Source organism: Pseudomonas sp. EYE_354 (assembly GCF_023148575.1).
Lineage (GTDB): Bacteria > Pseudomonadota > Gammaproteobacteria > Pseudomonadales > Pseudomonadaceae > Aquipseudomonas.
This window is the reverse complement of record NZ_JAHXNQ010000006.1, coordinates 104,921-125,024: the sequence shown is the minus strand read 5'-3', so window position 1 is coordinate 125,024 and position 20,104 is coordinate 104,921. Positions and strand designations below refer to the sequence as shown.

General features: G+C 59.4%; 16 protein-coding genes. 12 read left to right on the top strand and 4 right to left on the bottom strand.

The window, feature by feature from the left end:
* Positions 1-26: 26 nt before the first annotated feature.
* Positions 27-428 carry a ParB N-terminal domain-containing protein gene (locus KZX66_RS10365; RefSeq protein WP_248079028.1) on the bottom strand — a complete coding sequence of 134 codons (402 nt, stop codon included), beginning with the start codon at positions 426-428 and terminating at the stop codon, positions 27-29.
* A gap of 26 nt (positions 429-454) precedes the next feature.
* Entirely contained in the window at positions 455-1,345 is an 891-nt protein-coding gene (locus tag KZX66_RS10360) for a CoA ester lyase (protein WP_248079025.1), read from the bottom strand.
* 612 nt (positions 1,346-1,957) lie between these two features.
* On the opposite strand from KZX66_RS10360, the gene KZX66_RS10355 reads away from it, so the two are divergent.
* From KZX66_RS10355 to KZX66_RS10300, 12 genes are all read left to right on the top strand, one after another.
* Positions 1,958-3,352 (top strand): Y4yA family PLP-dependent enzyme, encoded by a 1,395-nt coding sequence (locus tag KZX66_RS10355; protein ID WP_248079023.1) that lies wholly within the window; start codon positions 1,958-1,960, stop codon positions 3,350-3,352.
* 14 nt (positions 3,353-3,366) lie between these two features.
* The gene (locus tag KZX66_RS10350) at positions 3,367-4,410 is read left to right on the top strand and encodes a cysteine synthase family protein (protein ID WP_248079020.1); all 1,044 of its coding nucleotides are present in this window, start codon (positions 3,367-3,369) and stop codon (positions 4,408-4,410) included.
* Between the two features lie 28 nt (positions 4,411-4,438).
* Positions 4,439-5,599, top strand: a complete 1,161-nt coding sequence (locus KZX66_RS10345; protein ID WP_248079017.1) for an NAD/NADP-dependent octopine/nopaline dehydrogenase family protein — start codon at positions 4,439-4,441, stop codon at positions 5,597-5,599.
* Between the two features lie 35 nt (positions 5,600-5,634).
* Entirely contained in the window at positions 5,635-7,485 is a 1,851-nt protein-coding gene (locus KZX66_RS10340) for an IucA/IucC family protein (protein WP_248079015.1), read from the top strand.
* Positions 7,486-7,498: 13 nt separating this feature from the next.
* Positions 7,499-8,743 (top strand): MFS transporter, encoded by a 1,245-nt coding sequence (locus KZX66_RS10335; protein WP_248079014.1) that lies wholly within the window; start codon positions 7,499-7,501, stop codon positions 8,741-8,743.
* 15 nt (positions 8,744-8,758) lie between these two features.
* Positions 8,759-9,943 (top strand): aminotransferase class V-fold PLP-dependent enzyme, encoded by a 1,185-nt coding sequence (locus KZX66_RS10330; protein WP_248079012.1) that lies wholly within the window; start codon positions 8,759-8,761, stop codon positions 9,941-9,943.
* Positions 9,944-10,028: 85 nt separating this feature from the next.
* Positions 10,029-10,544: a sigma-70 family RNA polymerase sigma factor gene (locus KZX66_RS10325; protein ID WP_248079011.1), complete on the top strand. Its 516-nt coding sequence runs from the start codon at positions 10,029-10,031 to the stop codon at positions 10,542-10,544.
* Complete coding sequence (locus tag KZX66_RS10320) at positions 10,545-11,522, top strand: FecR domain-containing protein (protein WP_248079009.1); 978 nt, start codon at positions 10,545-10,547, stop codon at positions 11,520-11,522.
* 96 nt (positions 11,523-11,618) lie between these two features.
* Positions 11,619-14,033, top strand: a complete 2,415-nt coding sequence (locus KZX66_RS10315; protein WP_248079007.1) for a TonB-dependent receptor — start codon at positions 11,619-11,621, stop codon at positions 14,031-14,033.
* A gap of 62 nt (positions 14,034-14,095) precedes the next feature.
* Positions 14,096-15,277, top strand: coding sequence for an ABC transporter substrate-binding protein (locus KZX66_RS10310; RefSeq protein WP_248079359.1), 1,182 nt, complete (start codon positions 14,096-14,098; stop codon positions 15,275-15,277).
* The gene (locus KZX66_RS10305) at positions 15,274-16,335 is read left to right on the top strand and encodes an iron ABC transporter permease (RefSeq protein WP_248079004.1); all 1,062 of its coding nucleotides are present in this window, start codon (positions 15,274-15,276) and stop codon (positions 16,333-16,335) included. The genes KZX66_RS10310 and KZX66_RS10305 overlap by 4 nt, the downstream gene beginning before the upstream one ends.
* Positions 16,329-17,084 (top strand): ABC transporter ATP-binding protein, encoded by a 756-nt coding sequence (locus KZX66_RS10300; RefSeq protein WP_248079001.1) that lies wholly within the window; start codon positions 16,329-16,331, stop codon positions 17,082-17,084. The genes KZX66_RS10305 and KZX66_RS10300 overlap by 7 nt, the downstream gene beginning before the upstream one ends.
* Before the next feature lie 29 nt (positions 17,085-17,113).
* Here KZX66_RS10300 and KZX66_RS10295 read toward each other — a convergent pair whose 3' ends face one another.
* Both KZX66_RS10295 and KZX66_RS10290 read right to left on the bottom strand, forming a co-directional pair.
* Positions 17,114-18,481: a glutamine synthetase family protein gene (locus tag KZX66_RS10295; RefSeq protein WP_248078998.1), complete on the bottom strand. Its 1,368-nt coding sequence runs from the start codon at positions 18,479-18,481 to the stop codon at positions 17,114-17,116.
* Positions 18,482-18,553: 72 nt separating this feature from the next.
* Positions 18,554-19,948, bottom strand: a complete 1,395-nt coding sequence (locus KZX66_RS10290) for an aspartate aminotransferase family protein (protein WP_248078995.1) — start codon at positions 19,946-19,948, stop codon at positions 18,554-18,556.
* Positions 19,949-20,104 lie beyond the last annotated feature (156 nt).

Below are 20,104 nucleotides of genomic sequence, written 5' to 3'. Positions count from 1 at the left end.
GTATTTTTACTCCTGTGCGGCCCAGGCTAGGCATACAAGTCTGCCAGCGGTATCGCGACCACCGGCAACGCTGGGTCAAAAGCGTGTCGGGTGGTCTTGTACGCAAACATCTCGCCGCGAGCGATCGTGGTGAAAATTCGCGCCACTTCAAAAGCTTGTCCAGTCCGCCAATGCCGCACACACACCCGTGGGTCGGTGTAGTCGAGCTGGATACACGGCACTCGCTTCAAGCCCAACTGCAACGCCGCGTTGAGTCGGTGATTGCCGTCCATCACGATGCCTCGCGAGCGCTCGACGATGATCGGCTCCAGCCATTGCCCCGCCCGGATAATCGACTCACGCAGCATCGTCACGTTAGCCGGGTCGACCTGCTCCGACTGCAGCACTTCGCAAAGCGGCCGCAGCGCAATCTGATAACCGTTTTCCATGGTTGATCTCCTGATTTGGCGGTGATTCAGCAGGCATCTGCGCGGACAATCGGTGCGTAACGGCTGGCTGCATCGAGCAAACGCTGGGCGTGCTCGATCAGCGGCAAGTCGACCATCTCGCCATCCACTTGCACCGCATGACTGCCCGTCGCCACCGCACTCATCACCCGTTCGGCCCAGGCCAATTGGCGCGAATCCGGCAGGAACGCGCGCTGCACCGAGACCAGTTGCGAGGGGTGGATGCACAGCTTGGCGCCGAAGCCCAGCGAGCGTGCGTAATGCGAGTCTTTGACGACGGTCGCCAGATCGCTGATTGCCGGTGTAACCCCGTCGATGGGAGACGGCAAATCCGCCGTGCGCGAAGCCAGCACAATGCGGTTGCGGGCAAAGAGAAAGGCCTCGGGAGTCTGGCTGCAGTTGATATCGAGCGAGAAATCCAATGAGCCGAACGCCAGCCGGGCCAGGCCCTGAATCGACGCAATCGAATCGACCTGTTGCAGGCCCTTGGCAGTCTCGATGATGGCAACGATCTTCAGTTCCGGCTGCCACTGCAGCAGGCGCTCGACCACCCGTGCCAGCGCTTCGGGGCACTCGGCCTTGGGCAGGAAAATCCCGTTGCAGCGCTCTGGGTAGCGCATGTCGCTGAGCCAGGTCAGGTCCTGGCGAAACAGCGAACTGCTCGCGCTGTTCAGGCGAATGTAACGCTCGCAGGCGGCGCTTGGCGTCGCCTCTTGCCAGGCCCAAATGGCAGCGCGCGCGGCGGCTTTGCTGTCCGGATGAACGGCGTCTTCGAGATCGAGGATGACCGCGTCGGGCCCTGCTTCGACGGCTTTGGAAAAACGCTCGGGACGGTTGCCCGGCACGAACAGGTAGCTGATCGCGTGGCGGATGTGGCTGCTGAGTCGATCGGATTGCATGGGCTTGCTCCTTGGTGTGAACCAGTCGTGGTTTCTGAAAGTTTTCAGGGCCTTTCAGCGGCAGATCTGCACGCTGCTACGGGTTTTTCGAAACAGCCTCTAACGCCTTATTGTTCAACGAATTAAGGCAGTTTTTTATCTCGGGGCGAACGCGTCCTTGAGCGTGTTAATACACGTTCATGTGTTCGCCTTGAGCAGGTCGTTATTCAAAAATATTTCAAAACCTTACTTGATAATCGTTCCTGTTCGCAATATTGTTCACGCCGCCAAGAGGAACTATTCTCGGTTCAAAGCACGTCATCCGGACTTCGGGAAGTACCTGCCAATGATGTCATTTGAATGTCAGTTACGCGTATTTAATCGGGATAGGCCATCAACTAGTGGCCAATTAATACATCCGTAAAAACCATTAAGGAATGGGGTTCTCATGCACGTCTTTTGTGAACCATTTATTACGACCAGCATTTCGCAGCTTTACCCGGTTTTCTGCTGGCATCCACCGCCAAAATATTTAAATCCTCATGATTGAGGCGCAATAAAACGGCCTGAAGCGATAACGCTTAGTTATTAAAACATCAAGGGTGACGTCATTTACGGCGCCAGAGGTTAACTATGCCTTCAACAAACACAGCGCCTGCCGAACAACGGAATAAAGTTCATCATCCGCAGATGTTAAAGCCGCTGATTGATCCCCTTATTTCCACCTTCATCAATGACTTTCCGGACACTCTTCAAGCGTTGGTCAAACAGCACGGCTCGCCCTTGAACCTGGTCTGGCCCCATGCGTTTGAATTAAATACAGCGGCCTTGCTGGCGGTATTGAAACAGCACCGCGTGGCGCATGCGCTCTTCTACGGAGCCAAGGCTAATAAGTCCCAAAGCCTGCTCAGTGCAGCGGCAAGTTCGGGGATCGGCGTTGACGTGTCGAGCATCCACGAGCTGCATGCAGCGCTGCGAGCCGGCACGCCGGCAGAAAAAATCTGTGCCACGGGACCGGCCAAAACGGCCGCATTTCATCAAGCACTGATCAGCGCCGCTTCGTTGATTTGCGTGGACTCGCTGGAAGAGCTTGATCACCTAAAAAGCGTGGTCGACGCACAATCAAACCTTGCCAAAGCCAGAGTTTTACTGCGCTACAGACCGAGGTGCAGTCCAAGAAGCCGCTTCGGAATGGGCGCAGAGGACATGCTCGAAGGCCTACAACGGTTGACGAAATACACGAAGTCTTTTCACTTCGAGGGTTTCCATTTTCACCTCGGCGGTTATGGATTCGAATCCCGTGCACAGGCCTTTCGTGAGGTCGTCGGGTTCGTCGAGGCCGCCAGGGAAATGGGCTTGAATCCGCAGATGATCGATATTGGCGGTGGCCTGCCGATTCGTTATGTCGAGCCTCGGGACTATGCCCGCTTTCTGCAAGACGACAATAACCCGAGTCATTATTACAACTTGAAAATTCCCGCTGCTTATTATCCTTATGGCAGCGACCTGACCGCGCCACAATGGCTGTCATTATTACTCGAGGCCGAGCACTCATCTGGCCTTTCCATCGCTGATTATCTGAACCGACAGCCTATAACACTGGCACTGGAACCCGGCCGAAGCCTGGTGGACCAAGCGGCCATTTCAATATTCCGCATCACCCGTACAAAACAATTGGCCGACAATAAAACCGTCATTTTTGTCGAAGGCAGCAGTTTCAGCGCCTGCGAGACCTGGTTTGCGTCTGAATACTTGATTGATCCGATACTGATCAGCACAAGCAAACTGCCCAACACACCAACCCACGCGTATATAGCGGGCCATAGCTGCCTGGACGATGACGTGATCACGCATCGGCTGATCAACTTTGCGACGACGCCTCAAGCCGGCGACTTATTGATTTACGTTAATACCGCCGGTTATCAGATGGACTTGCTGGAAAATGAGTTTCATCGCCATCCCCTGCCCCGTCGGTTGACGGCAACCTGTTGTACGGAAGGTAACTATGCGTTTTCACCTGACTACTAAAGGGAACAATTGAAATGATCTTGACTAAAGTATCTGACCTCATTGGCAATACCCCGATGTTGGGCATTGATATTCCGGACACCCACACCCGCTTGTTGTTGAAGATTGAAAAAAACAATCCCGGCGGCAGCATCAAAGATCGTATGGCGCGCAATATGGTCCTCGCAGCGCTGAAGTCCGGTCGATTGAAACACGGCGGCGTGGTCGTCGAGTCGTCCTCCGGCAACACCGGGATTGGCCTGGCCATGGCAGCGGTCGAGTTCGGCCTGCACTTTATCGCCGTGGTCGACCATCATGCAGCGCAAGACAAAATCGCCGTGATGAAGGCGTTGGGCGCCGACATTCGTTTCGTCAAGGGGACGTATCGCGAGGATGAAGTGGCGGTGGTCGAACGCCAGCGGATGGCCGCCGAACTGGCGGCCGAGATCCCCGGGGCTGTGTTCATGAACCAATCCGACAACGCCGCCAACGCGGGCGGCTACAGTGATTTCGTCCGCGAAACCATCGCTCAGGCTGAAGGTTTTATCGGCGCTTACGTTGGCTGTGTCGGCACCGGTGGTTCGATGACCGGCATAGCTCGCGGCCTGAAAGTGCACAACCCGGACACGCTGACCGTTGCGGTGGAGCCCGCCGGTTCGATTGTGTTCGGCCTCCCCGGCTACCCCTACTACCAATCCGGCACCGGTACGCCGGCCGGCGACACCGTCGGCCTGGTGCTCGACTACAGTTGCATCGATCTGGGTGTGCAGGTCACCGATTCTCAGGCGTTCGAAACGGCCCGCTACATGGCGCGCAACTTTGCCTTGCTGGTGGGCGGCTCGACCGGCGGTGCGATTTTCAAGGCGCTGGAGCTGATCCACAAAGGCGTATTGAGCGGCAATGTGGTTGTGCCGATTGCCGACGGCGGCGAGAAATACCTGCACACCGTGTTCGACGACAAATGGCTTCAGGAGCGCGACCTGATCGACCCGAGCATCGCACCGCAACTCGATGCATGGCTGGGCAAGACCCAATGGCTGGAAGGCGTTTGCGCACCGCTGCAATTGAGCGTCGCATGACTTACCCATCACACAGGAACGCCTCTCGATGAATTTATTGAAAGTCGCCATCTGTGGTGGCGGCAGGACCGGTCACCTCAACGCCGTCCTGTTCAAGCAACTGCCGGATGTTCAGGTTTCGATGCACACCCATAATCCGGAAGTCATCGAACAGCACGCCCGCCATACGCCGCTGCAGGCCTTGTTGCCCGATGGCTCAACCCTGAGTGCCCGGCTGGATCGGGTAACCAGCGATGCAAAAGCAGCGGTCGAGGACGCCGACATCGTCATCATCACCGTGCCCGCCCATGCCCGACCGCAAACGCTTAAGGCCATTGCACCGCATCTGAGCACGGGCAAACCGGTTTACGTGGGCGCGATTCCGGGATTTTGTGGTTTCGATTGGTTGGCTGAAACCACCCTGCCCGATCGGCCGAATGTCGTGATCTGGGGCATGAAGGATGTTCCGCATACTGCGTTCGAGCTGATACCGGGGCGATCGATCAAAATGGGCGGCGGTAAAAGCCAGTTGTATGTGGCGACCCATGCCCGCGAGTCGCAGGCGTGCAGTCAGCAACTGCAGGACATTTTGACGCGGTTGTACGGCCCGTGCGTGACGATGCTCGACCACTATCTGGAAATCACCCTGACGCCGGGTAACCCGATCATGCACAGCTCGGTGATCTACGGCCTCATTGGGCCGTACGGCCAGTGGCATCGCAAGATATTCCCGCAACGCATGTGCTGGTGGACCGAGTGTCCCGAACTGGGCGCTTACTTCCTCGAACGCATGGATCAGGAAAGTCAGGCGTTGTGCGCGGTGATCAGCCAGCGACTGGGTATCGACCTGTCCTCGGTGAAATCCCTGAAAGAGGAAATCGTCGAGGCCTACGGCGAGCAGATCCGCGACCAGAGCAGCATGTTGTCGATCCTGCGCACCAATCAGGCCTACAACGACATCCTCGCGCCGATGGTGCCGGCCGACGGCAACCGCGCCGGTTACGTGATCGAGCGCGAGAGCCGCGCCTTCAATGAAGACGTCGCCTACGGCCTGGTGCTGCTGGTGGAAATGGCCAAACGTTTCGAGCTCAAGGTGCCGTACATCGAGGAAGTCCTTCAGTGGAGCGTGGCTTACATGCACGGCCTGCGTGACTCGGCGCTCGATTACTTCCCGGACCATTGGCCACAAACGACCAACGCCGCCGCTTGATCTCTTTACTCAATTTCGACGAGCAGACCGCTGATATGAATGACTTGCAGACACTGATCGCCTACTCCCGCAAAAACGCCATGCGCCGCCTGCTGCGTTGCCTTTTTGCGGAAAACATCCTCGACCGCTCGGCCCTGAGCTTTTCCCACGAGGGCAACCAGGCCACTTTCCCGCTCAAGGGCGGCCGCGCCCACCTGGTGTTTTCGGATATCGCCAAAGGCCCCGCTGACACGGTGGTCAATGACGGTGACGTGGTGCTGGTGACCGACGAAGGAGTGCGTCACACCATCACCAGCCATCAGGACATGCTGGATGTGCTGCGCGACAGCTTCGATTTCGAACCGACTGACGAAGGCGTGGCAGGGCTCAAATCCGACATGGAAAACAGCCTGACCAACGACGCGCACGCCCGTCAGCATCGCCAACAGTGGAATGCCCTACTGCAACAGGCCGCCAAGGACCAGGGACTCAACAGCTTCACTGACTACCTGCGCCAACACGCCAAGACCAAGGACGCCGCAATCCTGCTCGACCAGTGGGGTTCACTGGAAGGCCATCCGTACTATCCGACGTGGAAAGCCCGGCCGGGGCTGAGCGATGAGGAAGTGGAGCAACTTTCGCCCGAGTTCAACGCGCAGGTGCCGCTGCGCATCGCCGCCTTGCGCGCCGACAATGCAAAAAGTGAAAGCATGCCTCACGTGACCAATTACCACGACTGGTTTGCCGGCAACTTTGCGCGCCAATGGGAACAATGGAAAGCCTCACTCAACCGCAAGGGCCTGGACGAAACAGAGTGGCTGCCGCTGCCGATTCACGCCTGGCACTTGCAGGCCTATGTGTTGAAAACCTTCGCGGCGGAAATCGAAGAAGGCATCCTGATCACCGACGGCCCGGACATTCCAACCCTGCCGACCATGTCCTACCGCACGATGATGCCGATGCTGGACGAATGTGCGCCGCTGATCAAATTACCCATCGCCGTATGGATGACCAGCGAGCTGCGAAGCCTGCAGGCCAAGTCGATACACATGGGCCCGCGCATCAGCACACTGATCAGCAAGATTCTCGAGGCAGAGAACGGTTTTGATCGACGCCTGGAAATATTCCCGGAAGAAATCGGCGTGCGTTACAAAAACGCCGTTACCCAGGACGATCATCCGGGCCGTCATTTATCCGTGGTCTATCGCGCCAGTGCGCCAGCGTTCGAACGCAATGACGACTGCCTGCCGATTACCGTGGCCTCGCTGTTCACGCGTTTGCCCGGTAGCGGGCGACCGTTGTTCACCGACCTGATCGAGCGCGATGGCGTGCGCGCCACTGCCGTGCAGGTCGAGGACTGGTTCCGCGAGTACGCCAAAGTGGTCACCCACCCGGTGGTGGCGATCTATTTGATGTACGGCATCGGCCTGGAAGCCCATCAGCAAAACACCATGGTGCTGTTCTCCCCCGACGGCAAAGCACGTAGTCTGCTGATCCGCGATTTCGGCGATGGCCGTACCTACGCGCCATGGCTGGAACAACGTGGCTACAGCCTGCAGCCGCATGTCCAGCCGGGTATCCTGCCGACGGTGTTCTGCGGTGATATTGAACCGGTGCGTATGTTTTTGCTGGACGCGGCGTTTCTCACGCATCTGCATGAGATCGCGCTGTGGCTGACCCGGGAGTACGGCATGAACAACACGCGGCTGTGGCGAATCTTGCGCGAGGAAACCGATCTCGCCTTCGAGGCCGTGCGCGATCGTGTTTCGCCAGCCGTATGGGAAACCGAGCACAAGGCGTTCGTCGAAGCCCCATGGCCGACCCGTTCGTTGTTGCGCATGCACTTGATGCAGTACAGCAATTATCGTTTGCAACACACCCTGTCCAACCCGCTCGCCAGCGTTTAACCGAGGCTGACTCATGTCCCATGCAGGTGTCATCCAGGGTTCAAGAGTACGAATCCTGATTTATCTTCTATTTGCGATCCAGTTGGTGTCGATGGGCGCGATGGAAATGAGCGGGCCGTTCTGGCCTGTCCACCTGCGTGGGCTGACGACTTCGGAGTCGGTTTTCAGCTTCGCGAGCATCGCCGTGTACGTCGGGCCGATGCTGGGCATTATTCTGACCAGTGCATTCTGGGGCCGTATCGGTGATCGCTATGGCCATAAGTTGATGATGATCCGCGCGCTCGCCGGCTTGTCGTTGACCCAGCTTGGGCTGGCCCTCTTCACTGATATCTGGGTCATCCTGATCCTGCGTTTCCTGCAAGGCGCGTTCGCCGGGTACATCGCTCCGGCGCAGGCGTATGGCGTGAGCATTGAAGCGCCGTCGCGACGGGCACGATTATTCGCCATCCTGCAAATCTCGACCAACGTGGGCTCACTGCTGGGTGCGGTCGTCGGTGGTTTGATCCTCGATTACGCGACGTTCTTCTGGATCAACCTCATTGCCTCGGCGCTGTGTGCGGTGTGCACCGTGATCGCCGCCGTGACCTTGCCGGATGTGCCCCCGGCGAAAAAACCGGCAACCGCAGACAAACCCGCGCCGGCCAGCCGTTCCGGCCGTCTCTGGCAAGGTTCGCCGTTGCTGTCGCTGCTGGGCGTGATGGGCATTCTGTTGCTGGCGCGGATGCTGCCGCAGACCTCATTCTCGCTGTACGTCAGCTCGGTGTTCGAGGTCAGCAATTCGGTGGTCGGCCTGTGCTACGGCCTGCTGGCGCTGGGCTTCATTCTTTCGGCCACGGCATGGTCGCGTTATTTCGAACACCGTGGTCAGCAAGACACCTTGCAGCGCATGACGTACGTCGTCATCGGCTGCATCGTCCTCACCGCCGTGGCGGGCGCCACGCGTAATCCGATGGTGTTCGTCATCGCCTACTTTATCTGGGGCGTATTACTGGGGGCGACCACGCCGGTGTTGATGGCGCTGATCTCGAAAACCGCCGACAGCTCGCAGCAGGGCCATGTGCTCGGAATCGCTCAGGGCACCGCGCAGTTTGCCTCGATCGCGGGGATCTCTGCCGGTGGCCTGCTCAGCCAGGTCTACGGTTTGCAGTACACCTACCTGTTCGTTTGCCTGGCCTACGTGCTGGCGCTGGTTCCCATTGTTGCGCTGCGTTACTGGCCTGCGGTGATGCAACCGAGTGCAGCCCCGCCCGGGGATTGACCAAGGAGTTAGCTTTTGAACGTTGAACAACTGCGTGCCGACACACCCGCCGTCGCGCAACTGATCCACTTCAACAACGCCGGTGCGGCACTGATGCCCGCGCCGGTGATCGACGCCATGACCCGCCACATTCAACTTGAAGCGAATCTTGGCGGGTATGAAGCGACCGGGCAGCAATCGGCCCAAGTAGATACCGTCTATGGCGCCATCGCACGCCTGATCAACGCGCAACCCGAAGAAATCGCGGTGATCGAAAACGCAACGCGTGCCTGGGACATGGCGTTCTACTCATTGCCGCTGAAACCTGGCCAGGTGGTGTTGACGTCGACTACCGAGTACGCCGGAAACTACATTCCTTACCTGCAACTGAAGCAGCAACGCGGCATCGAGATTCGTGTCATCCCCAACGATGAGCACGGCCAGGTCTCGTTGTCGGCGCTTAAGGGAATGCTCGACGATGATCGCGTTGCACTGATCTCCCTGCCCGTCATCGCCACCAACGGCGGGCCGGTGCAGCCCATCGAACAGATCGGCGCCCTCGCCCGTGCGGCCGGTGTGCTGTTTTTGCTCGATGCTTGCCAGGGCGTCGGGCAGATGCCGATCGACGTGCAGAAGATCGGCTGCCATATGCTCACCGCGACCAGCCGCAAATACTTGCGTGGGCCGCGCGGAATGGGTTTCTTGTATGTCGAAAGATCGTTGTGCCAGCAGCTGGAACCCGTGTTTCTCGACCTGCATGCGGCGTCTTTGCAAACCGCGCACGCCTTCACAATCCGCCCCGACGCACGGCGCTTCGAAAACTGGGAATGTAATGTCGCCGCGAAACTGGGCCTCGGGGCCGCGGTGGAATACGCACTGGCCCAAGGTATCGAACCGATGTGGCGGCGAATTCAGCATCTGGCGGATTATCTGCGCCAGCGACTGGCCGATATCCCGGGCGTGACGCCGCAAGACCTGGGGACGGTCAAATCCGGCATCGTCACCTTCACTCATTGCGGTGGCAGCGTCGCGCAGGTTCAGCAGTGGCTGGCCAGTCAGGACAAGCGAATCAACGTCTCGACCTCGACGTTCCGCTCAACACTGCTCGATATGCAGCACAGGGACTTGCTGGAGGTCAGCCGCGCGTCGCTGCATGCTTACAACACCGAGGCGGAGATCGACACGATGATTGCTGCGCTGCGCCGTCTGCCGCAGCAGTGACCAGCAGATCAATCGGCGCTTGCGTCGCAGCAGGGTTGTAAACTAGCATTGGGAATACTTCTCAATTGCATGAATATTTGCAGCCATGAGCGAAACCCTTCCCGCGAATAATGACAACCACCTGCGCGCGATCGAAGCCCTGTACAGCGGCCATCACGGTTGGCTGTATGCGACGCTGAGAAAAAAACTGGGTAACGCCATGGATGCGGCGGATCTGGCGCAGGATACGTTCACCCGCATCCTCGCCTCCCAGGTCACCGTTATCGAGCAACCCCGTGCGTACCTGAGCTGTGTGGCCAAAGGCATACTGGTCAACTGGTATCAGCGTAAGGCACTGGAGCGCGCCTACCTTGATGCCCTCGCTCACATGCCCGCGCAGCAAGCGCCCTCGCCGGAACTGCGGTTCATGGTGCTGGAAACGCTGCACGAAATCGACGCGATGCTCGACGCCCTGCCACCGCTGGTCAAACGCGCATTTCTGCTGTCGCAGATCAGTGGCCTTAAATACGACGACATCGCCGAGCAATTGGGCGTTTCGCTGATCACCGTCAAACGCTACATGAAGCAAGCCTTCGTGCAGTGCCTGTTGCTGGTGGAATGAATGCGCACACGGCGCAATGAACCGAACCCCGATCACCAGTCCCTGGAAGAAGCGGCGGACTGGTTGATCCGCATGAGTGAAAGCGCACTCAGTGACACCGAACGTGCCGAATGGGAGGCCTGGAAAGTCAGTACGCCCGAACGCAGCAGGGCCTGGTCGCGTGCGCAGTTGCTGCAAACCAAACTCGGCGGCTTGCCACCGTCACTGGCCATGTCGGCACTCGATCGCCCCAGCAATCCGGAACGGCGCGCGGCGCTGGGCAAACTGGCGATGATCCTGGCGATCCTGCCGGCCGGTTGGGGCAGCTGGAAACTGGCTGAATCGCAGCAATGGTCCGCCGACTTCCACACGGCCGTCGGTCAACAGCGCGAACTGACGCTGGCCGATGGCTCGAAAATCACCCTGAACACGGACACCGCCGTCGACGTGCTGTTCGACGCCAACCAACGCCTCATCCACCTGCGCGAAGGTGAAATCCTGGTGCAAACCGCACCGGATCGTTCACCGCTGCCCCGCCCCTTTCTGGTCAGCACCCGTCAGGGCCGCATGCAGGCGCTGGGCACGCGGTTTACCGTTCGAGAACAGCAACCTCGTACACACCTGGTCGTGCTGGAAGGCGCGGTGAAAGTCGAGCTTGCGCAGAATCGCCGAGGCACACCGCTGATCGTCAATGCCGGTCAACGCACTGACTTTTCTGCCCATACCTTTGGCCCGCTCAGCGTCGCCGACCGCTACGTCGGCGCCTGGACCCACGGCATGCTGATGGCAGACAACATGCGCCTGGCCGATTTCGTCGCCGAACTGACGCGCTACCGCCGTGGCTTCGTGCGCCTCGATCCGGCACTGGCCGATCTGCGCATTTCCGGCGCGTACCCCATCAGCGACAGCCAGCGCACGTTGAACATGCTCGCGCAAACCTATCCGATTCTCGTCAGCGGCCATTTGAATGGCTACTGGGTCATGCTCTCGCCCGCCTGAGTCAAAAAATAGTTGCCGACCGGTGATACTTTTTTTGATCTCGACTGGCTTGTAGGTTGAAGCACTTTTCCGTCCTGTTCATAGGCTCACTCATCCATGCTCGCTGCACGCCTGCTGCGCCCGGATCGTCTGCTCAAGCCCGTTGTTCGCAGTGCGTTGTTAAGCCTTGTCCTTATCGGTGCCATTTGCCCGTTTGCCTTGGCCATCGTGCCGGTGCAACTGGACGCTGTCGCGGTCCGCAGTTACAACATCCCCGCCGGGCCCCTCGGTGCCACGCTGTCGAGTTTCGCCGTGGATGCCGGCATCGCCCTGTCGTTCCAGCCCTCGTTGGCCGAAGGCCTGACCAGCCCCGCGCTGGTCGGCGAGTTCTCTACCCAGGCGGCGGTCAATCGCTTGCTGGAAGGCAGTGGCCTGGACATGGTGCTACGCAGCGACGGCAGTTACACGCTGGTGACGCGCCGCGTGACACTGGATGAGACAGCGATCATCGGCGTTGAAAAGCGTGCCGATTCGTTGCCACAGGTCTATGCCGGCGGCCAGGTGGCCGATGGCGGACGATTGGGCATTCTGGGCAATACCGATGTGATGGACGCGCCATTCAGCGTCAGCACCTACACCTCGGCACTGATCAAGGATCAACAGGCCGTTACCGTTGGCGACGTCCTGGAGCGCGATTCATCGGTACGCGCCACCGGCCAGACCGGCGGCATTGTCGACTCGTTTTTTATTCGCGGCTTTCCCGTCGGCGAAGGCAATTTGGGGGAACTGGCATTCGACGGCGTGTACGGTGTGGCGCCCAACTACCGGGTGTTCACCGAATACGCCGAACGTATCGAACTGATCAAAGGCCCGGGCGCCCTGCTCTACGGAATGTCACCGAACAATGCCGTCGGCGGCGTGATCAACGTCGTGCCCAAGCGTTCCCTCGACGAAGACCTGACCCGTTTTACCAGCAGTTACGGCATGAACTCGCAGCTCGGTGGACACCTCGACGTCAGTCGGCGCTTTGGTGAAGAGCGCCGCTTCGGCGTGCGCTTGAACGGCAGCACACAACTGGGAGATACGGTGATCGACGCGCAGTCGCGCCATGTCGATATCGGCGCCATTTCCCTTGATTATCAGGGCGAACGCCTGCGCACTACCTTTGATTGGCTCAACCAGAAAGAACGCTTCGACGCTGCCTCACGACCGTTTTTGATCGCTTCGGGCGTGGACATCCCCTCGGCCGCCAACGGTCGCACCAATGTCAGTCAGGAGTGGGGGTGGTCGACAACGCGCGACAAATCAGCGTTGCTCAGCGGCGAATACGACCTCAGCGACGCCCTGACCGTGTTCGCTCACGCAGGCGGCGGCATATCGGAGGTTGCGCGGATGTCGGACCAGACCCCAACCATCACCAACGCTGCCGGCGACACCTCGTCGATCCCCGGTTACTACAAGTTCGACGTCAAGCGCTACACCGTCGACGCCGGGGCGCGCCTGCGTTTCGACAGCGGGCCGATCAATCATCGCGCGGTGTTGCAGGTCAGCCGTTACCACGACACGCTGTCTCGCGGGATCATTTCCGGCGAGCCGATCCTTTCCAATATCTATCACCCGGTGGATCGCGCGAAGCCTTACATCCCCGAGCCGGGCACGCCAAAAGTATCCGACAGCGAACTGACCGGCGTGGCGCTGGCTGACACGCTGTCGATTCTGGATGACCGTGCACAAATGACCGTCGGTGTGCGCAAACAAAACATCAAATCGAACAACTACACGGCCTCCGGCGTCGTTACCACGTCCTACGATGACGGCCGAACCACACCGTTGTTCGGCGCAGTACTCAAGCCCTGGGATCACGTTGCGTTCTACTACAACTACATTGAAGGCCTGAGCAAGGGCGACGTCGCACCCTCCACCGCGTCCAATCCCGGCGAGATTTTCGCCCCTTACGTTTCCCGTCAGCATGAACTGGGGGTCAAGGCCGACTACGGCACCTTCACCGCCACCCTCAGCCTGTTTCAGATCACCAAACCCAGCGGCGAACTGACCTCCGGCGTTTTTTCGGTCCAGGGCGAACAACGCAATCGCGGGCTCGAGCTGAATGTGTTCGGCGAAGTCACGCCGGGCACGCGTGTGCTCGGCGGTGTGACCCTGCTCAATGCCGAACTGAGCAAAACCGGCGTGGCCGCCAACCGTGGCAATAGACCGGTCGGCGTACCCGACGTACAGGCCAACCTGTGGGCCGAATGGGATACCACGTGGGTCGAAGGACTGACGCTGACCGGTGGCGCTATCCACACCGGCAGCCAGTACGTGGACCAGGCCAACACGCAAAAACTGGATGACTGGACCCGTTTCGATGTTGGCGCACGCTACACCACCCGCATCGAAGAACGGCCGACCACGTTCCGCGCCACCGTGCAGAACGTGTTCGACCACAAATACTGGTCGGGCGTCGCCTCTTATGGCGCGTTCTCCCAAGGTTCACCGCGCACCTTATTACTCTCGGCGACTGTCGATTTCTGAAACGTTCAGGCGGACGACGGTGTGAACCGTTGACCGAACTGACTTTTGCAAAGGCTTTGACCATGGTGATTTTTGATCGACGCAGCCTCGCGTTTACTGCGCTGTTACTGGCAGCACTGCTGAACCTGTCCGCGCTGGCGCCCCGCAGTGCCCACGCCACCGAAACAGACGCGGCGCGTACCGAAGTCACCGATCTTTTGGGTCGCAAGGTCAAGGTTCATCTGCCAGTCAGACGGGTCATCCTCGGTGAAGGCCGGCAGTTGTATCTGGTTGCCGCCCTCGACACACAAAACCCCATCGAGCGCATCGTCGGCTGGCGCAAGGACCTGATCCAGTCCGACCCGGACACCTACAACGCCTACCTGCGCAAATTCCCCGACATTGCCAAGATCCCTACCTTCGGCGGGTTTGAGGACGGGACTTTTGACATCGAGCAGGCCATCTCGCAGCGCCCTGACGTGATCATCCTCAACATCGAGGCGCAGCACGCCACCGAAGATGCGCGTTACATCGAAAAGCTCGACACCCTGGGCATCCCGGTGGTGTACGTCGACTTTCGCAACAATCCCATGCAGAACACCGAGCCGACCATGCGCCTGTTCGGCCAACTGTTCGGCAAGGAGCAAAGAGCCGAAGCCTTCATCGATTTTCGTAACCAGCAGATTCATCGCGTCACCGACATCATCGAGAAACAACACCCGCCCCGCCCCCGCGTGTTCATTGAGCGCATCGGTGGCTATACCGATGATTGCTGCCTGAGTTTCGGCAATGAAAACTTTGGCCTGTTCGTCGAAATGGCCGGTGGCGACAACATTGCCCGCCGCATCATTACGACGACGTTCGGCCAGTTGAACCCCGAGCAGGTCATCGTTGCCAACCCTGCGCACGTGGTGGTCACCACCGCCAACTGGGAAGCTTTTGCCCCCGGCGGCCACTGGGTCGGCGTCGGTCCCGGCGCGGACATGACACAAGCACGGAAAAAACTCGCGTGGTACACCGGGCGTCCGGCCTACGCCGGCATCCAGGCCCAGGAAACTCAAGCCTTCCACGCGATCTGGCATCAGTTCTATAACAGTCCCTACCAATTCGTCGCGATTCAGCAACTGGCCAAATGGTTCCATCCGCAGCTGTTTGCCGACCTTGATCCTGACGCGTCATTTCGCGAACTGCATGAGCGCTTCCTGCCGGTGCCGTACGAGCCAGGTTACTTTGTCAGCCTGCGCCAACCCGAGGTCAAGCCATGAGCTCATTGACCGACACCGTGGTCATGCAGCGCGAGACGTACCGTCGCCTGGTGTTGCGTAAACGCCTGATTCTTTGCGGGCTGGTTACGGCCTTGATGTGCAGTGTGCTGCTCGACCTGGCGCTGGGGCCGGCGAGCTACAGCCTCAGCGAAGTGCTCGGCGCACTGTTTTCGCCGGACAGCGCTTCACCGCAGGTGCGCGTGGTGATGTGGGATATCCGCTTGCCCGTGGCATTGATGGCGGTTGCCGTCGGCGCAGCGTTGTCGCTGGCCGGCGCGCAAATGCAGACGATCCTCAACAACCCGTTGGCCAGCCCGTTCACCTTGGGCATTTCCGCCGCCGCCAGCTTCGGCGCGGCGTTGGGGTTGGCGTTCGGCGTGGCGCTGTTCCCGCTGGCGGCGCAATTTATGGTGCCGCTGAACGCGTTCATCATGGCCATGCTCTCGGCGCTGCTGATCCACTTTCTGAGCATGCGTCGCGGCGTCACCGCCGAAACCATCGTGTTGCTCGGTATAGCGCTGGTGTTCACCTTCAATGCGCTGCTGGCACTGGTGCAGTTCTTCGCCACCGAACAAGCCGTGGCCGCCGTGGTGTTCTGGACCATGGGCAGCCTGACCAAAGCGACGTGGCCCAAGCTCGGGATTATCTGTCTGGTGATCCTGATCACCCTGCCGATATTCGCCAAACGCGCCTGGGCCCTGACTGCCCTGCGCCTGGGCGACGACAAGGCCGCCAGTTTCGGCATCAACGTACGCAGCCTGCGCTTTCAGACACTGATCATGGTCAGTCTGCTGGCCTCGTTTCCCGTGGCATTTGTCGGCACGATCGGCTTCATCGGGCTGGTGGGTCCGCACATCGCGCGCATGCTGATCGGTGAGGACCAGCGGTTCTTCCTGCCTGCCTCCTTGTTGACCGGCTCGTTGATTCTGTCGGCCAGCTCCGTGGTCAGCAAAACCCTGATCCCCGGTGCGATATTTCCAATCGGCGTGGTCACTTCGCTGATTGGCGTGCCGTTCTTCATATCTCTGATCCTCGGCGGGAAGAAAAACTCATGGTGAAGCTGCAACTGGAGACGCTGGGTGCCCGCTACGGCCAGCGCGAGATCCTGCGTGATGTCTCGACCGCGGCGTTTTTCGGCGGTCAGGTGGTCGCCGTGGTCGGGCCCAACGCGGCAGGCAAGTCGACGCTGTTCAAACGAATGGCCGGGCTGATCGACGGCCCCGGTCAGGTGATCCTGCAGGACTCAAAAAAAGGCCTGACGGGCATCAGTTATATGCCCCAGGGGCTGAACGCCAGTGCGCGGTTGACGGTGTATGAATCAGTGTTGCTGGCGCGCAAACAACTGACCCCTGGATGGGTCGTGCATGATGACGAACTGGAACTGGTCGACGAGATTCTCGCCGCGCTGGGCATCGCCAACCTGTCCTTTCGCAACCTGGGTGAACTCAGCGGCGGTCAGCAACAGCTGGTGTCCATCGCCCAAACCCTGGTGCGCGAACCGGAAATACTGCTGATGGACGAGCCGACCAGCGCCCTCGACATGCATCGCCAGGTTCAAGTACTGAACTTCATGCGCAGCCTGGCCCGAAAACGCGAGGTGATTGTGTTCATCGCCATCCACGATCTGAACCAGGCGCTGCGCTTCGCCGATCAGGTACTCGTCATCGCAGACGGCACCACGCAAGGTAGTGGGCCGTGCCACGAGGTGATTACCGAAACGATGCTGCGCAGCGTTTACCAGGTTGAGGCGCGGATTGAGCAGTGCAGTCGTGGACTACGGCATATCGTGATTGACGGTATCGTCTGATGCCTTGCAATGATCGCCCCGCAGCCCCCTTATGCGTGGGTGAGGTACCAGCGCCAGTCCTGCTCGCCGACTTCAGCGTTGAACGTGCGGAACTCGCGCCACTTGATCGCCAGAAACACCTTCAGGAATTCAGCGCCCAGCGCCTCACGTGCCCAGGTTGAACGTTGCAGCGCCTGCAATGCGGTGAGCCAGTCGGTGGGTAGAAATTCAGTCGCCTGTTCATAGCCATTGCCCACAATCGCCGCGCCGGGATCGCTTTGATGAGTGATGCCGTGGTGAATACCCGCCAGTACGGCGGCGGCGGCGAGATAGGGGTTGGCATCGGCTCCGCAAATGCGGTGTTCGATGTGCCGGCTTATCGCGGGGCCGCCAGGCACGCGGAACGATACAGTGCGGTTGTTAACCCCCCAACTCTTGGCCAACGGTGCGTAGCTGCCGGTCTGGAACCTGCGATATGAGTTGGCATGGGGGCAAAATATCGCCAGCGCGTCAAACAAAGTGTCCATCATCCCGCCAATGGAGTGACGCAACAGCGGCGTGCCCTGCGGGTCTTCGCTCGCATACAGGTTGTTGCCCTGCTCATCGGCCAGGCTGACGTGCAAATGCATACCGCTGCCGGCCTGATCGCTGAATGGCTTGGCCATGAAACACGCTTGCATCCCGTGTTTGTTAGCCACGCCTTTGACCAGGCGTTTGTAACGTACGCCTTCATCGATGGCCTGAAGAGCGTCAAAACGATGCTCCAGCGTCAATTCGAGCTGACCCGGCGCATACTCGGAGATCGCCGTACGCACCGGTAACCCCTGCAGCGCGCACGCTGCGTAGAGGTCATCAAGAAACGGTTGAACCTGTTCGAGTTCGTATACGCCATACACCTGCGGAGCCACCGGACGTACACCATTGGTTTGCTGCGCCGGCTGCGGTCGACCGTTGACGTCGCGCTGTTGGTCCAGCAGGTAAAACTCCAACTCCACGGCCATGACCGGATGGAATCCATCGGCTTTAAGCCGTTCGATGGTCTGCACCAGTACATGACGCGGGTCGGCCGGTGCGGCGGGAATACCTTGGGTCGGGTGCATGCTCACCTGTACCTGGCCGGTGGGCTGGGTACGCCAGGGTTGCAGGGTCAGGCTGCCCGGCAAAGGGTAGGTCCAGCAATCCGCGTCTGCGACATCCCAGACCAGGCCAGTGTCGTCTACGTCCTCACCCTGCACCGTCAAGGCGAGAATGGAACTTGGCAGCGGCCGACCATTTTCGTAGATCGCCAGTAGCTCATCACGATGCAGTAACTTGCCGCGTGGAATACCGTTTGCATCGAGCAGAAACAACTCGATGCTCTGCACTTCAGGGTGTGCGGCCAAATAGTCTTCGGCCTCTTTTTTATCTGCAAATTGCATGTCAAACCTCTTCGCGCTCATTCAAGCGACTTGGCAGTCTTTGTAAGAAAAATAGGTTCTTCAAACGTTGGGCTATGAGGGCATAACCCGCGCGCCCGGCAGGGCAAGCAGCGTAGTCAGCGCGTCATCCAGCGCACCGATCAGGCTGTCGATATCTGCGACGCTGGTTTGCGGACAGCACAGGGTCATGTTGTGAAAAGGCGTGATCAGGATGCCGCGATTGATCAAGTAGAGGTGCAGCGCCATTTGAAGGCTGTCATGGAAAGCCGCCTCGGCTTGCGCGCCGGTTCTGGGCGGTGTGGCACAGAATTGAAACTCACACCGTGCGCCCAACTCGGTGACAGACCAGTTCAGTTGGTGGCGCTCGAATAGCCCTCGAAGTCCCTGCGCCAGTCTTGAGGCGACGGACAGCATGTGCTGGTAAGCCGCGTCGGTCATGACCTCTTCAAGACTGACGCGCATGCAACGCATCGCCAGCGAGTTGGCGGACAGCGTTGTGCCCATACCGCTGTGTCCATGGCCGCCGCCCTCTGCGCTCATCTGCACGTCGCGCATGGCCTGAGCAACTTCCTCGGTCACGCCAAACACCGCGCAAGGCATGCCCCCTGCGATGGGTTTACCCACCACGAAAAAGTCGGGTGCCAACGCCCATTGGCGCGTGCACCCACCCAGGCCGGTGGAAATAGTGTGGGTCTCATCAATCACCAGCAGGCTGCCATATTGGCGGGTCAATTCTCGGCACTTTTGCATGAATCCAGGATCAGGCAGGACCATGCCGATGTTGGTCATCGCCGGTTCGCACATCAGCGCGCACACATCGCCCTGGGCCAAAGCAGCCTCCAGTGCGGCAACATCGTTAAAAGGGATGGATCGACTGTACTGGCTCAAGTCGTAGGCCTGGCCCACAAGACCCGGACGGTGCACTGTCTTGCCGTCGCGGTAGCGCACCATCACGTCATCCACGGTGCCGTGATAGCAGCCGTCGAACACCAGCAGGACATTGCGTTTGGTGATGGCGCGCGCCCAGCGCAGTACATAACGGTTGGCGTCTGTGGCATTCGCGGTCACTTGCCAGTAAGGCAGCCCAAATTGCTGAGCCAGCAACTCGCCGCAGACCACCGCGTCTTCGCCGGGCAGCATCGTGGTCAAGCCATTGTTCGCCTGCTCGGCGATGGCGCGGGCGATGGGATCAGGTGAGTGGCCGAACATCGTGCCGGTATCACCCAGGCAAAAATCGATGTACTCATGACCGTCGACATCGGTGAAGCGTGCGCCTTTGGCACGCTGCACGAAGAGCGGCGAAGGCATCGACCAATCGCTCATCCAGTGCATGGGCACACCGTTGAACAGATTCGCCCTGGCGCGTTTGGCGAGCGCTATGGAAGCCTGGTTGTTTTCTATAAACCGGGCACGTTCGGATGCGGCAAAGGCAGCAATGGCTGATTCACAAACTCCACTCTTGGACATGATTAAAACCCTTGGTTAATGATCAGATTAAGTAACGTTGTTGCCGTTTAGATAGCCCGCCTATGCGTGCCGTCTCAGTTTGTGGCGGGCACGTAAGTACCGTCCCGCCGACTTGGCGCCTGGGTGATTGTTCTAACTATTTACACTGCCCGCGCA